General features: G+C 31.2%; 13 protein-coding genes. 10 read left to right on the forward strand and 3 right to left on the reverse strand.

The genetic code is table 11. The features are described 5' to 3' along the window. The first annotated feature begins 36 nt into the window (after window positions 1-36). The 4 genes from acpS to EHE19_RS00170 all read left to right on the forward strand — a co-directional run bounded on the left by acpS (window position 37) and on the right by EHE19_RS00170 (window position 4,849). Window positions 37-441 (forward strand): holo-ACP synthase, encoded by a 405-nt coding sequence (gene acpS, locus EHE19_RS00155; RefSeq protein WP_137697077.1) that lies wholly within the window; start codon window positions 37-39, stop codon window positions 439-441. Then, complete coding sequence (locus tag EHE19_RS00160) at window positions 438-1,577, forward strand: metallophosphoesterase family protein (protein ID WP_137697078.1); 1,140 nt, start codon at window positions 438-440, stop codon at window positions 1,575-1,577. Before acpS ends, EHE19_RS00160 begins: the two co-directional genes overlap by 4 nt. After that, entirely contained in the window at window positions 1,577-3,706 is a 2,130-nt protein-coding gene (locus EHE19_RS00165) for an ATP-binding protein (RefSeq protein ID WP_137697079.1), read from the forward strand. The genes EHE19_RS00160 and EHE19_RS00165 overlap by 1 nt, the downstream gene beginning before the upstream one ends. Before the next feature lie 213 nt (window positions 3,707-3,919). Continuing rightward, on the forward strand, window positions 3,920-4,849 hold the full coding sequence (locus EHE19_RS00170; protein WP_137697080.1) for a C40 family peptidase: 930 nt from the start codon (window positions 3,920-3,922) through the stop codon (window positions 4,847-4,849). 360 nt (window positions 4,850-5,209) lie between these two features. Here the strand turns inward: EHE19_RS00170 and EHE19_RS00175 are convergent, their stop codons facing one another. Further along, window positions 5,210-6,319 carry an MGDG synthase family glycosyltransferase gene (locus tag EHE19_RS00175; protein ID WP_137697081.1) on the reverse strand — a complete coding sequence of 370 codons (1,110 nt, stop codon included), beginning with the start codon at window positions 6,317-6,319 and terminating at the stop codon, window positions 5,210-5,212. A 583-nt stretch (window positions 6,320-6,902) separates the two neighbouring features. Here EHE19_RS00175 and sleB point away from each other — a divergent pair. From sleB to EHE19_RS00200, 5 genes are all read left to right on the forward strand, one after another. Beyond that, window positions 6,903-7,598: a spore cortex-lytic enzyme gene (gene sleB, locus EHE19_RS00180; RefSeq protein ID WP_137697082.1), complete on the forward strand. Its 696-nt coding sequence runs from the start codon at window positions 6,903-6,905 to the stop codon at window positions 7,596-7,598. Window positions 7,599-7,616: 18 nt separating this feature from the next. Further along, complete coding sequence (ypeB, locus tag EHE19_RS00185; protein WP_244648295.1) at window positions 7,617-9,038, forward strand: germination protein YpeB; 1,422 nt, start codon at window positions 7,617-7,619, stop codon at window positions 9,036-9,038. A gap of 605 nt (window positions 9,039-9,643) precedes the next feature. Further along, window positions 9,644-10,210, forward strand: a complete 567-nt coding sequence (locus tag EHE19_RS00190; RefSeq protein WP_137697083.1) for a hypothetical protein — start codon at window positions 9,644-9,646, stop codon at window positions 10,208-10,210. 114 nt (window positions 10,211-10,324) lie between these two features. Continuing rightward, window positions 10,325-11,533, forward strand: coding sequence for an RDD family protein (locus EHE19_RS00195; RefSeq protein ID WP_137697084.1), 1,209 nt, complete (start codon window positions 10,325-10,327; stop codon window positions 11,531-11,533). A gap of 234 nt (window positions 11,534-11,767) precedes the next feature. Continuing rightward, complete coding sequence (locus EHE19_RS00200; RefSeq protein WP_137697085.1) at window positions 11,768-12,343, forward strand: hypothetical protein; 576 nt, start codon at window positions 11,768-11,770, stop codon at window positions 12,341-12,343. Window positions 12,344-12,462: 119 nt separating this feature from the next. Here the strand turns inward: EHE19_RS00200 and EHE19_RS00205 are convergent, their stop codons facing one another. Continuing rightward, the gene (locus EHE19_RS00205) at window positions 12,463-12,693 is read right to left on the reverse strand and encodes a DUF3892 domain-containing protein (protein ID WP_137697086.1); all 231 of its coding nucleotides are present in this window, start codon (window positions 12,691-12,693) and stop codon (window positions 12,463-12,465) included. Window positions 12,694-13,075: 382 nt separating this feature from the next. Between EHE19_RS00205 and EHE19_RS00210 the strand changes: the two genes are divergently transcribed. Further along, on the forward strand, window positions 13,076-14,287 hold the full coding sequence (locus EHE19_RS00210; RefSeq protein WP_244648296.1) for a type II CAAX endopeptidase family protein: 1,212 nt from the start codon (window positions 13,076-13,078) through the stop codon (window positions 14,285-14,287). Between the two features lie 254 nt (window positions 14,288-14,541). Here the strand turns inward: EHE19_RS00210 and EHE19_RS00215 are convergent, their stop codons facing one another. Beyond that, complete coding sequence (locus EHE19_RS00215) at window positions 14,542-15,555, reverse strand: ATP-binding protein (protein ID WP_137697087.1); 1,014 nt, start codon at window positions 15,553-15,555, stop codon at window positions 14,542-14,544. Window positions 15,556-15,914: the final 359 nt, after the last annotated feature.

The following is a 15,914-nucleotide window of genomic DNA, read 5'->3' on the forward strand; positions in this document are numbered from 1 at the left end:
CTAATTTAAAAAAGATATATAGCAGGCGGTGGCTTTTTGGAATTATTTGTAGGAACGGATATTATAGAAATTGATAGAATAAAAATGGCTATCGAAAAAAGTGAGAAAAAACATTTTGTAGAGAAAATTTTTACAGCTAATGAAATAAAGTACTGTGAAGAAAAAAACGCTGCAAAGTTTGAAAGCTATGCTGCTAGATTTGCTGGTAAAGAGGCTGTATCAAAAGCCTTTGGTACTGGAATTGGAGCAAAAGCTGCTTTTAATGAGATTGAGATATTAAATGATAATATAGGCAGGCCATATGTAATATTACATGGATCTGCCAAAGAATACTATGAAAAAATAGGTGCGTCCGGAATCTCCATTTCATTATCTCATTGTAAAAGCTATGCTATTGCATATGTTACAATTTATGTTAACAAGAAAGGTAGTTTCACGTGAAACAAGTATCATTTATACATATTGCTGATTTACATCTTGATGCAGCTTTATCCACATTGGGAGATGAAAATAAGGCAAATATTAGAAGAAATGAACTTATAAAATGCTTGCAGATTATTACAGAAAGAATTATTGACCAGAATATTGATTTGCTAATTATCAGTGGTGACTTTTTTGAAGATAAGTATGTTAGAGGTTCTACAATATTGGCAGTCAAAAATCTATTTTCTGAACTATATAAAACAGATGTAATAATATGTCCTGGAAATCATGACCCATTAGAGGGAAATTCTTATTATAGAACATCTGAATGGGGGAGCAATGTTCATATCTTAGATGATTCCCAACAGGTATTGTATTTGGAAAAATATAATACCTGTATTTATAATATAGGTTCTAGAGGAAATGTAAAAAAAGATTATTCAATTGTTTTAAATAAAGAACTTTCAAATGATAAATTTAATATTTTACTATTTCATGGAACTGTGGATATGCCTTTTGAAGAGGATAACTATAACCCAATAACTTCAAAGGAAATATTTTCACTAGGTATGGATTATGTAGCATTAGGACATATGCATTGTTATTCTCATTATAATAATGGAAAAACAGTTATGATTAATCCGGGAAGTCCTGAACCCCTAGGTTTTGATGAAGAGGGTCAGCATGGCTTTGTACAAGGAAAGCTAACTTTATCTGAAGGAAACCAAAAAAGGGTTGAAACAGAATTTATAGCATTTGCAACAAGACATTATCACAATGTTGAAATAGATATTAGTGAGTGTTTAAATGATATAGAGGTTGTTGATAGAATTAATTCAGATTTAATGGTAAAGATGTCTTCTGCAGACTTTTATAGTATTTCATTGAAAGGCTTTATTTCAAAGGAATACAAAATAGAAATAAGAAATATTATAGATGCTTTAAACAAGAAATGTTTTTATATAAGAATAAAAAATAATACATCAGTAAAATTTGATTATGATAAGTATCTTGAGGATCCTGGAATTAAAGGAGAATTTGTTCGCAGAATAATGGATATGCAAGTGAAAGAAACCTCGGAAGTGGGCCGTGAAACATTATTTATGGCTTTGCAATACGGCCTTCAGGCTTTAGAAAATGGAAGGGTAGATTGATGAAAATTAAAAAGCTTCACGTTAGAGGATTTGGAAAAATAGAAGATTTTGATATGACTCTTTGTGATGGTTTAAATGTAATATATGGGCCTAACGAGAGTGGCAAGTCAACTCTTATGGCTTTTATTAAAGCAATAGTATATGGTTTAAAGGGTGGAAGAACTGGAAGAGACGGAACAATACCTGAGATTAAGAGATATAAACCATGGAGTAATAGTGCCTATGGCGGATATATTAATTTTGAACTAGATAACGGAAAATCCTTTAGAATTGATAGGGATTTTGACAATGGAGCTGTAAAACTCTATGACCATTCTTTTAATGAAATAACAAATGATTATACAAATAGTAAAGATGGAAGTGGAATTGCAGAAAATTTATTTGGGGTAAATGAAAATATTTTTGAAAGAACGGTTTATATAAAGCAATTTGGAACTAGATTGGATAATTCTGCTTCTAAGGATTTAATTGATAGGATTTCTAATTTAAGAGAGAGTGGCACAGAGGACATTTCATTTAAAAAGGCTGATGCTGCATTAAAAGATGCTCTAAAAAAACAGGTAGGAACTGATAGAAGTTCCGTAAGACCATTAGATGTTATTAGTAGACGACTTGAGGATTTACAGAAAATCAAATTGAGAATTCAAGAAAGAGATGATAGACTTAAAGCAACAATATCAAATAAGGAAAAACTGACATTGGAAATAAATAAGCTCTCTGAAAAAGTAAAGCTTTTTTCAAAATTGTTAGAATTAAGTGAGGCTAAGGAGAGGATGAAGCTACAAAAGGAAAGGTCAGAGGAAATCTCCTTTTTGAATGAAAGAATTAGCTACTATCAAAGGGAACTTAACACTTTAGATAGAGATAAGTGCAAGTTAGAAGAGAGTATAGCAGAAAATTCGAATAAAATTTGTACTCTTAATGAACAGCTACGTGATAATAATAAAGCTGAAACTTCAACAGAGATAGCAAAAGCAGTTAAGAAGCATAAATCTATAAAAATAGCTCTTAGTACTTGTACAATTGTATCAATTATTGCTGTTTTAGTTGTTATCTGTTTATCATTTGCTTTTTGTTTATTAGAAAAATTGTACATATCAATTCCTGCAATTTTAACTTTTATTTTTTCTATTTGCTGGGCTTTGAATAATAGAAACTTAAAAAAAACAAAAGAAAAACAAAGTATGTATTCTGAAAAGCTTAAAGAACTTAAGAATCAGTATGATAATATGGTAAGGATTGATAACATACTTAAGCAACAGTTGGAAAGTCTAAATACTAGGATTAGTACTGAAAGAGAACAATATGAAAGTCTTAACAAAAGACTAAGAACTCATAGCTTAAGTTTTAAGCAATTAGATATTTCAGAATTAGAATGTGAAATTGATAGATTATCGGAGGGAATTTTATTTTTAAATCTGGAAGTAAATGAATATTTATCTGGCGCTGAAAAGGAACTTTATTATAATGTAATTGAGAATAGTAGCAGCAATGAAAGTACAAAAATAGCAGAATTAAAAGAATTTCTATCAGCTCAGCTGCAGAAGAAGCTTATTGAAAAAGCAAAGTTAGAAGCTAGCATTATTAAGACTGAGGATCATGAGAAAGAGTTTATTGAAAGTGAAATATTATTATTAACAAAGCAAAAGGAGAGCCTTGAACAAAGAGGTGAAGCCTTGAAATTAGCTATAAAAACATTAGGAGAGGCTTCTGATGAGATACAGAAAAAATACATACCAGTTATGAATAAAGTTTTTAATAACATATTTTCTAAATTAACTAATAATAAATATTCTGATGTTAGGGCAGGAGAGAATTTAAGTATAATGCTAAGTGATCCTAAAAATGAAATTATAGTTCCTTCAACTATATTAAGCAGTGGTACTTTGGATCAAATATACTTAGCACTCAGGATTGCAATATCTGAGACAGTACTTAAAATTAATGAAAGCTTACCGTTAATAATGGACGAACCCTTTTCACAATATGATGATGAAAGAATAGACAATGCGATTAAGTGTATCTATGATATTAGTGAAAAGCAGCAGGTTATTTTCTTTACATGTAAGCTGAGAGAGGTTGAACAAATTAAAAGTAAATATCCCTGTCAGGTATTTTCACTGACATAATTTTATTTTTAGGATTATAATATGAATTTAACTTTCATAGTTTAAGTATGTAGCTGTGTACAATGGCTAAAGTAATAAACAATGCTGGTTTTTAGTGATTAATAGTTCTTATTTATTTCGGCTAAAAAACATAAATAATTTTCCCTCACCGATAGAATTTTATGTGTGAAAGTTGAATTAAAAATTAAAATTATTTTGGAGATAGTGGATATCATGAACAAGAGAAAATTATTGAATATTACTAGCATTATTATGCTGATGCTTTTTATATTACTAAGTGGATGTGGAAATAGAGAGATTCCTATTACTTCAAATGAGCAGTTATTAAGTGGAATAACACCGGAGAGTGCAGCCGTAATAACTGAAGCAGTAGTAGATATGTTTGATGAGCCGGACATATTAAGTAAAAGGATTACACAAGTTCTTTTCAATCAGGTTGTATCAATAATAAAAGAAGAAAATGCTTGGACAAATATAAAGCTATTAGATGGTTCGTCGGGCTGGGTTAAGAGTAAATATGTAAGTAGAAATACAGAAAGTGTAACACATGGCAGCATTCAAAATAAAATAGTTGTGACAGCAAAGCTTGCAGATATTTATTCTGGGACTAATAATAGAGCAAAGTATAAAAAAATAGTATTAGGTACGGAGTTATATTCATTTGGAAAGACGAAAACTGGGTATGATGTATTACTTCCTGAGAATAAAAGAGGCTGGATAGATGAAGGCGGTGTTATTGCAATTCCTATTGATGATAATTTTATACCTAAAACAACAAGCAATGAGTTTGTTCAAACAATTAAAAAATTTGATGGAACAATATTTATTTTAGGTGGCATCAGCAGATGGGGTATTGATTCAGCGGGGCTTGTATATATTTGTAGTAAGATTAATGGAGTGGAGGTTCCAAGATTTCTTGAAGATATGAAGGATGCTGGAACTGCCGTAAATGAGGAAGATATTCAATATGGAGACTTATTGTTTTTTAGTTCCGATAGCCTCAAAAAAGACGTTTATGATGTAGGAGTATACGTAGGAAATAATGAGTTTATACATTCAAGTACATCAAAAGGAGTAATAACAGAGTCATTAAATGATAGTTATTTTAAGGATAGAGTATGTTATATTAGGAGGATATTCTAAAATTATTTATTTGGATTATACAAATTAGCAGTAAAAAAACTCAATATAATATGAAAAGACTCATCTATAGTGATGGGCTGAGACTGACTAGTAAAAATATGGTTATAAACTGAACGGTGAAAGCATTTGCTGGCAGGTAGTAGTCTTGTTATTGTTATATAAATTTTTTAATGATGTAAATATATTTGCAGCCGTTCAGCATTCTTGTATAAACTTTCTTTTACTACAGGATCAAAAAGCGAATTTGAAAGCTTCTTCAAAAGAAAATTTTCTTTCAGATTATGTGAATCATTATAAATCCCGATATATGTGAGATTAGGCATACTAGAAAATCAATAGAATATTTTCAGTATGCCATATCTAGTTTACCAACTTATTCAGCAATGCTGCAATATCATGAGCTGAATGAGGCTTACCAAGGAATTTTGAGTTTTCACGCATTGTGTTTAAGGTAACTGGGTCATTTGCTACACGGGATAAAACTTCTATAAGCTGATCAGAACTATCAACTCTATTTGCAACTCCACTTCGAATCAAATAGCTTGCGTTACCTTCCTCTTGCCCTGGGATAGGAGAAATTATAAAAATAGGAAGACCTTTGACAAGAGCTTCTGAAACAGTCATTCCTCCAGGCTTAGTTATTAAAAGGTCAGATATATCCATAAGTTCATTCACTCTGTCAGTATAGCTTAAAATTAGTACCTTTTTGTTACTGTTTTTAGCTGAATTTTCTAGTTGATACTTTAGTTTTTTATTAGTACCTGTTACGGCAATAATTTGCATGTCTACATCACATTTTAGGAGGGAGTCGATTGTACTTTCAATATTTCCAAAGCCCATTCCACCCCCCATAACCAAAATTGTAAATTTATTATCAAGTCCTAATTCATGCAGTAAGGTTTTTTTATCTGCCTTGGTTTGGAATTTAGGTGATACAGGTATCCCAAAAGGGAATATGATATTGCTAGGGATTCCGCGACTTATCATTTCAGTTTTCATCATTTCATTTGCAACAACAAAAGCGTCCATACCTCTATCAAGCCATAGAGAATGAACAACATAATCAGTTAATATTGCAACAGTCGGTACGCGTAACTTATTTTTTTCTTTAAGAGATGATAACATTTGCATTGGAAAAGGATGAGTACAAACAATTGCTGAAGGCTCATATTCTCTTACAAGGCTTTTGAGACGAAAGGATAAAAGTTTGTTAATAGCTTTACTTATGTCATATATACTAGTACTTGTCCCTGAAGCGGTATAAAGCTTGTGATATAGCTTAGGATTTCTTTTCAAAGTACCAAGATAGCTGTTAACTACTATTTTGTCTACTATTGGATTAATATACTTTAATGTATCAAAAATATCAACTGTCCATCCATTAAAATTTTTTTCTATGGACTCCTTTAATGCTTCAGCTGCTTTCAGATGCCCAGTTCCAACAGAAACGTATAATATTAATAGCTTCATATTCAATCTCCAATTGCATTTTTTGGTTAATACTAAACCTTCCCGTGAAAAGAGTTCAATGTAATATTTGAATTATCAATGGTATATTAAAGATTATTGTTAAAAATCAACTTGCTGTATTTAGTTGAATTGGAGAAAGTTTAGTTAATTATATTCAATATAAATTTTTGACATTATGGAGTAAATTAATACGTAGTTTGAGTGAAAATCCAATTGATAATATAAAAAGGCAAGAATATAACCCATACCTCTAAATGTGAGGCTAAACTTTTTAACGGTTTTAATATATTCTGCCTCTTTAAATCTAGGAGTAATGCCGAGATAAGAAAATACCTTTTCACTTCAATAAATGGCGGGTACTGCATTTATTCTGAGCAAGTGAGAATATTTACTACCTAGCTTATGCGCTGCTTAATCAATGAAATGAAATTTTTATATAATCAAAAAATTTACTCAAAAGCTTCACTTCGAATTTAGGGTATAAGGATTTTATTGTTAATTAGTAGATAACGAATATTTTGCTAATGATTTACTAAAAATAACATTACTATAAATACTAGTAATTTTGGAAGGAGATAAAAGATTGAAAACGTTTATTAAAATCGTGGTATTTTGTTTAGTTCTAGTTTTTAGTGTAACAGCTATTGGGCAAGATCAACAGTACTATGTAAGTACCGCTCAATCTCTGAAAATAGGCGATAAGGGTCAGGAAGTAAAGGATATGCAACAGGAATTAAAAAACTGGGGCTATTATGATGGAAAAGTTAACGGAATATTTGATTCAAACACATTTGCTTCTGTACTCAGATACCAGAGAACATATGGACTTAATGCAAATGGAATTGCAGATGAAACTACTCTTCTTACAATGGGACTAGGGCATATTATTGAAACAGGGCAGGCTTACGCTGCTACCAAGCAGACTTCTAATGAACAGCTTCTAGCTAGAGCTATAAATGGAGAAGCAAGAGGTGAACCTTTTGTAGGTCAGGTAGCGGTTGGAGCCGTAATTCTCAATAGAGTTAAGAATTCAAAGTTCCCCAAAACTATTGCAGGTGTTATTTATCAGCCAGGTGCATTTACAGCTGTAGCTGATGGACAAATAAATGTTCCTATTGATCCAAAATCAACAGTTGTAAAAGCGGCTAGGGATGCGTTAGCAGGCTGGGATCCTACGGGAGGATGTTTGTACTATTGGAATCCAGCAACAGCAACAAGCAAATGGATTTGGTCAAGGAAGGTTCAGCTTAAAATAGGAAAGCACTGGTTTGGAATTTAAAAAATGGAGGTGACTTAATTGGAACATGATGAATACAAAAGAAACATAAATAATTATACTGATAAGCGTGATAGAAGAAGGGGTTCTTGGTCGGTCCCCATTGCAATTATTGCTATATTAGCCCTGTTTGGAGTTGGAACTTGGGGGTATTATCAGAATAAGCAACTAACTGCTCTAAGAATACAAAACGAAAACCAGTACAATAGAGCATTTTTAGATTTGACCAACTATGTAGATGATTTAGAGGTATTATTGGCAAAATCCTTAGTTACATCTACTCCTAAAAGTACATCTGCAATGCTGGAGGAGGTTTGGAGACAGTCAAATCTTGCTCAGGAAAATATGGGTCAACTGCCTGTATCACCTCCAATACTTGAAAAAACCTCAAATTATTTAACCCAAGTAGGAGATCTGGCTTATGCCTTAAATACAAAAACCTTAAATGGTACACCTCTAAGTGATGAAGAATATGAAAACCTTAGTAAATTACATGGATTTGCAGTATCCTTAAAGAAAAGCTTACATGGAATTGAAGAGCAAATAAACGCAGGTAAGATGAATTGGAGCAAAGCCACAGAAAGGGCAGCTAAAGCAGTAAGTGTAGCAAAAAGCAATGATCCCCAGTCAAGTTCAATTGAGAATATAGATAAGAATTTTCAGGAATATCCTTCTCTTATCTATGATGGACCATATTCTGACCATATGTTAAATGCTAAGCCTTTAGGATTGAAGAGTAAAAAGGTTAATGTAGAAGAAGCAAAAAAGATTGTTAAGAAGTTTATTGGAGAGGATAGAGTACAAGAAATTCAGCAATTGGACAGTAATGAGGTAGGGAAGATAAAAACCTTTCGCTTTAAAGTACTATATAAGGACTCCACTGATGAACAAGGGGCAGAGATTGATATAACACAGCAGGGCGGACAAGTATACTGGATGCTTAGAAATAGAGATTTTGGCAAGGATACTTTAAATATGGATGAGGCAAAGAAAAAAGCTATAGCTTTTTTAAATAAAAATGGCTTCAAAAATATGAAAGATACGTATTATCAAAAAACAGACGGTACTGCTGTAATATCCTACGCATATTTTCAAGATGACACTATGATTTACCCTGACCTAATTAAGGTAAAAATAGCTCTTGATAACGGTGAAATTGTAGGAATTGAGTCCAAAGGATATCTTTACAACCATAGAACAAGAGAAATACCAGCGCCAAAATTAACATTAGAGCAGGCTCGAAATCAGATTAATAAAAAACTAAAAATATTAAGTCAAGGAAAAGCTATAATTCCTACTGATTTTAATACAGAAAAATACTGTTACGAATTTATTGGTGAAATAGGTGAAAGGCATTTTATTATATACATTAATGCAATGACTGGAGCAGAAGAGGATATATTAATGCTGCTTGAGGATGATAATGGAACTCTGACTATGTAATGTTGTAATATATCTAATTAAATTGTATTCTAAACCAAATGGAATAACTTTGAGCCTTATATAAAATAATTATAAGCTTCTATGTTATTTATAAAAGTTATAAATATGCTGTTGGCCCCAGAATTACTCAGTACAATATAACTTGAGAATTCTGGGGTTTTTGTCTGACTTGCTTAAGTGCTTCTTTAAATAATTTAACGAGAATAGTAAAAATTACTATTTGTCCTTTGATAATAGAAAGGACAAGCTTTAATAAACTTATAAACTCATAGACTAAGTTAATTTAATAGACTGAATAGTAAATAATAAATTGTTTTTTAACGATAATTAAAAATTATTTGTAGACAAATTAAATTTTCTAGGGTAATTTTAGTATAGAATACAATTTTAGTACTCTATTTGAACTTGCTAGTATATTAGTTTATCTAGCAAATTAAAATTAACTCGTATGTATTTTAGTAAAATACTTTTACAAAACGTAAAAGTAACCTATAATATATTTATAACTAGTTCAACTTACTCTGCTGAGAAGCTTAATCAGTAAAAGGTTGTCCAATATTAATTAACTGTTATATAGATATTCAATATTGAAAGGAGTGTTTATCTTGTTCCGATTAATAAAAAAGGCGGAAAGTACAAATAAACAGAGTAGTAACAAAGATAAGAATAATCAGCAAAATTCAAATAATCAAAATTCTCAGAATGGTGAATATACATACGCCTCCATGCGTAAACTGGCGTTTACTTTTTCACATAAAGACATGGGCGCAAAGATGGGCAATGACTATCATGTGTATGGAGCAGTAGTAGATATGGGAGTTGATAATATAAACACTGCAACAATGATTTGTTTCATTGATGGGACAACTAGCCTTTACTTTTCAGATGGCGGAGGGATTATTGGTGCAGGTCAGCATGAATCAGTTAACAAAGCCGTATTATCATTTTTAGAAAACTGTTTTCAAGCATTGCCTATTACTAGGATTGCGGATGGAATTGATGATCTACCTAAGGAAAATCACCACACTTATTATTTATTTACTAAGGCTGGAATTTTTTCAATTGATATAGATTTAAGGGAAGTAAATAAAAGTAAGGAATCTCAGCTGTTATATACACAATCACAAATGGTTTTAAATGAAATACTTAAGGTTAGCAAAAGGAACGGATAGACTATTTATGGAGGTAGATTTAGTGAATTCATATTTGTATTTCATAACGTCCTTTAATTAGTATTTTAGTAATCGCATCTTGTTTTAAAATATTACATAGAATGGAGAATTGACATGTCTATTGAAAATAGTGGATTTAAAGAAAATTTGTCAGTTTTGAAAGATGAAGAATTGAGGAAAATTATCTATTCTGAAAGTAATGAGTATGAGCAAGAAGCAATAGATAAAGCAAGAAGCGAACTGTTTAGCAGAGAGGCTGGTCATCTTTGGGAGAGTGATAACATAATTTTGAAGGATTTATTAAGATACGCTGAATATGAAGAGATAATATACTCTTTTTTGAAATTATTTCCCGAGGAAAATGACACACTAGAGGAGTATTATAAATTAATTGATAATCTTATAAATGCTGAGGTACAGGCAGAAAACACTGATGCTTCAAATATTAGCATTATAATAGATGACACGAGTAAGAATTTTGCAAATAAAAACTGGAACGTATTTGGCAAAGAAGATAACTCTAAAGATGAAATCTGTTTAGACTACTTTTATCCAACAGAATGGCTGGGTTTTAAGGTTAAAAAAGAACAGCTTCAAAAGTTTGGTATTGAGACATATATCGCGTACTGCTTGAGAGCAATGACTGCAATGGGGTTCAGTAAGGATGAAATTCAAGAAAACTTTAAATGTTTAGAGAAGAGAGAAAACATCAAAAATCTTCAAACATTATATCCCCAAATGACTGATGATAAAAGTGGACTTTTTATAATGGATGGTTTGCCAAAAGCAAAGCATTATTTTATAGATGACGAGGAAACAAATACTGCGCTAGTTAGACCTTGGGTACGTTACCTTGCTAGATATATTGATTTTAGTATCTGGGGAAATCTAGTGTTCATATCTTGGTCAATATTATCACCTATTACTTATAAAAATTACTTATTGCAGAGTTTATGGATTAAGTCATTAGTAATTATATTGATTTATATTTTATGGATATTTATAGAAGCTTTATTATTATCTAAATTTGGATATACTCTAGGTAAATGGATACTAAAGGCTAAAGTAACAAGCAAAAATGGTGAAAGACTTACATATTTAAAGGCACTAAAAAGAACTGGAAAAGTACTAGTATACGGATGTGCGTTAAAATTTCCATTTTTATGTTCAATTGCATATATTATTTCATACAACGCATTGATAAATAACGGAATAACAAAATGGGATAGAGAAGAGGACACTATTGTAAATCATAGCGAATATTCAACATTCAGGGGTATAATAGCTGTTTTTTTAGTATTGCTATTTGTCTTATCTTCCTAATGTGATATAGTAATTGACATAAAAATGATAGATCATATGATAAATTATGGGGACTATATGAAATGGTTACAAAACATAAAATCAAATTAGTAGAATGCTTTAAATCTTTATAATTATACAAAGCCTTTAAGTATACAAACCATTCTATATTATATATACGTTATGCGGATAAGTAGTGGATATAAGATGTACTAAGCTTGATTAAAAAAATATAGGCTAAAGGGGTAATATAAGATGAATAGGGAAGGTAATGTACCAAGCAAATTGCTGTATGCTATTTCAGGTATAATTTTTGTTATTGGTATTATTTCGTTTGTTGTTGTATTAGTTACAGGCATTATATCAAGTGTAAATAGTTTTGATAATCAGGTTGTAGTTCCAGCTAAAAGGAATATCGAAATAATTGAACCTGGTGATTATAATATATACTTTGAGTATAGAAGTGTTGTAGATGGAAGGGTTTTTGAAACAAGCAACATAAATGGTTTGGTATGTAAGCTTAAAAACATTGATACAGGGGAGTATATAAGGCTAGAAAATTCGAAAGTTAACTCCAGTTATTCAGTTAATGGAAGGGAAGGAAGGAGTTTATTTAGGTTTACTATTGATAAAGCTGGTACATACGAATTAGATGCCTCATATGAATCGGGAGAAGGTGAAGAAGCGGTATTAATAATTGGCAGGGGGCTTGGCATGAAATTGTTAAGCACATTTTTAATATGCTTTGCTATATTGTTTGTAACTATCGCAGGGTCGGTTATTTTATTTGTATACACTTATAGGAAAAGAAATCTACAAAAAATTTATTAACTTTGAAGAGGGTAAAATGGATATTAAGAGGGATATTAGGCACGTTTGGGGGCAGAAGACGCTTGGCTTTCTGCTCCTTAAAATTTTGCAGCTAGTTAAATTAATTTATTTATACTAATTTATTTAAACCTAGGCAAATTATTTAAGTCTTCAACATCAGAATTTGGGTCAGCGCTGAGATATTCACCGCCGTTTTTACCTCTAACTACATTAAACCCGTCAAGACCGCCATTCCTTGCCATTAGTATTGCAAAATTCAAGGGACAAACACGACCATTCTCAAACATTACTTCAGTAACAGCACCTTGCTCATTCTTCTTTACCTTTACAATTTTGTTTTCGCTATTCATAAGGGCACCCCTTTCTAGACTGTTTTTTGTCTAGTGCCCAATATCCCATCTCAATAAAGCCAATTGTTCACTTGATAAATTGGCTTCTTATTGTTACCATTCAGCATTATTCTTATATATTTAAAAATGTATTTTTAGCTGCTGAATACTAACTATATTATTATTTTCAATGATTCTTAGTATTAAACTCCCAATTTATTCATTGTAAATTAACCTATATTTTTTCGGGTAAAATTATATAAAGTAATTGTATTTATTAAATTTGAATAGTAATATTAAGAGGTATTATAATGGTAATTTGGAATTGTATTTCAAGCCCTCAATAATTAAAAATGTTTATTACAGTATATAAAACTTACTAAATACCGTAGGAGGATGTTTCGTGGAAAACAACATCAATGAGAAGTTAGTAGACAGCCATAGTGCAGAAAAAAATAAAAAATTTCCTGGTCCAATAGCTGCAGGTGTATTTTTTTCATTAACAGCAATTCTTTTAACATATGGAGGTATATTTTTACCCATTGAAAATGACTATTTAAGAAGTGGGTTAGGTGAAGTTTTATTCGTATTGGTACCAGCGCTAATTTTTTTGATTATTGGAAGGTATGATATTAAGAATACTTTACAATTGAGAAGAACAAAACCAATTAATTACTTGATAGTTCCTTTATTAATGATTTTTGCTTTACCAATTGTGGCAGTAGTAAATGCTATGTCGTTAGGAATAATAAGGCTAGTATTTGGAAGAACACTTCCAATTGAGCAGCTAAAAGTATTAGATGTTCCGACTCTTTTTATTGCTTTATTAGTAGTTGGTGTTTCTGCAGCGGTATGTGAGGAAACCTTATTCAGAGGTCTGATAAGCAAAGGTTATGAAAAATATGGTGTCATAATTTCATTATTTATAACCTCTATTTTATTTGGTATTTTGCATAGGGATTTACAAAAAAGCCTAGGTTTAATTTTAATTGGGGGATTAATAGGTTTTATTGTATATAAAACAAAAAGTATATATACAGGTATGGTAGCCCATTTTACTAATAATGCAATAGTAGTGTTCATGCTATTTTCAACTTCAGGCAAACTAGAGGAAATGGAGAAGCTGGGAATTACGCAGTTAGATAATTTTGATTTTTCAAGTATACCAAGGGTAATATTGATAATTTCGATAATAATTTATTTTATGATTTTTTTAGGATGTACTTCTGTATTTGCAGCATTAATGTATGCATTCTGCAGAGTCAATAAGGATGAAATAATATCTGGAAATTATACAACTATATCTAATTATACAGGTGAAGATTATATATCAGGAAGTATTCTTCAGAATGATTTAGAAGCTAACAGTAACGGAATAGGGCAAGCAGGATATAATTCAACGCAAGGTGATCCTGCGATAAGTGAAATAGAGCAGACTTTTATTTATGACAAGGCAAGTAGAAAAAAGTTAAGTCTAGCTGGATTTATCTCTGTCCTTCCGGGACTAATATTAGTTTTTCTTATATTTGCGGGTCAATTATTAGAACTTTTGAATGTTGACAGCGGGATGCTATATGATTTATTAGAAGCTTTATGGATAATTCGTCCTAACTAGGCTTTTATAGAAATCAAGGCTTACCCTGCCAAAAGTAATGCTTTTGTACAGCAGCTAATTTGGAACAAAATAACTCTATGGAAATAGACATTTTAATAAAAACCATGCTGAAATAGGAGAGTTTCTCGTGGGTTAAGGTGATTGTAAAAAACTATTTTTGCTTTCACGCTTAATACTTTATGCGAAAGGTGGCAGTTCAGGCTGTAGAGTCAGGCGCACAAAAAGTAGTTGTTGTGTTTAGGCATTACTTTATTTTATTTTAGACTACGAATATCTTTACCAGCAAGTAAAAGTCTGTCAAAAAGCCCATTTATTCTAGAAACTACACGTTCTGAGTATAGCTCAAATAGTTTTTTTGCCCCCATATTTGTTGATATAATAGTCTTACAAGCAGATTCAAAGTCTCGCGTCTGCCGAGTATTTAGAATATTTAAAAGTTCTGCATATCTAGCATCGCTCAAGGCTTCGGTGCCAAGGTCATCAATTATAAGCAATTCTACAGAAAAAATACTTTGGTATTTATCATCATTAAAATTATCATCTTTAAAAGCTTTCATTTTATATTCAGTTATAGTATCAAAAAGCATAGGTGCTGATAAATATAGCACAGTTCTGCCTTGATTAAGCAGTTCTCTGGCAATACAAAAGGACAAAAAAGTTTTACCCACACCAGTTCGCCCACTAAAGAATAGGTTTTTCTGGTTTGGATTATCTATATTTTTGGTAAATTCAAGGCACTTCTCTTTTATATTATTTATATTTTCACGGGGGGATATTGGTATTCCATACTTATCAGGATTGACTTCGTCAGGGTATATTAATTCATTAAAATTCTCGAAGCACTCATGCCCTGCATAAGAAATATTGGAAACTGAAAACAAATGACTAATCATCTGTTGCTTGTAACAGGAACAGTGCTTATATTCGCCTGAATCATACATATAACCTGTATCAGAGCATTTAATGCACTGATATTGAGGTTTAAGATACTCAATGTTAATACCATTTATTTCTAAAAGGCAGTTTTTTTCTTTATTAAGCTGCTCAATTCTATTAGTTAGCTCTAAGGAAAGCTCAGCAGCGTCACCTTTAGCCATTAGAATTAATTTATTGTATTTAATACCCAATTGATTAATTTGGTTATCTATTTCTTGGAGACGAGGTATTTTTGAATATATTTCTTCCTTATGCTGCTGTGCAATATCAGCTGCTTTCTTTTGTCTTCTCTCATATTCTCTGATAATTATATTATGAATATCTCTGTTCATACTAACCTCCCGCGCCACATTTGAGCATAAAATATTGCTTGGTTTCTAAAAACATATAAAAATGCTTTCGCGGAGATATCCTCCTTGTGAGAATTTTATTTTAAAAACACCACCAAAAACCACTTGTGGTTTCTATGACTAATAAACTTATAATGCTCGTACAAAAATTACTTGACTTCAAAAATAGTTGCTAGTTTTTTAATATGCAAAGAAATTATGATGCACGAAATGTAAACTTCGCATATTTAAGTTATTCTCCAATTAGACTCTATTGCTAGTTACATAATAGTGGAGAAGCTACACTTTAACTCTACCTAAAATCTAAAATAAGTAGCTAGTACACTAAGAAATTAAATAAT

The organism is Ruminiclostridium herbifermentans, from assembly GCF_005473905.2.
Classification (GTDB): Bacteria; Bacillota; Clostridia; order Acetivibrionales; family DSM-1351; genus Ruminiclostridium; species Ruminiclostridium herbifermentans.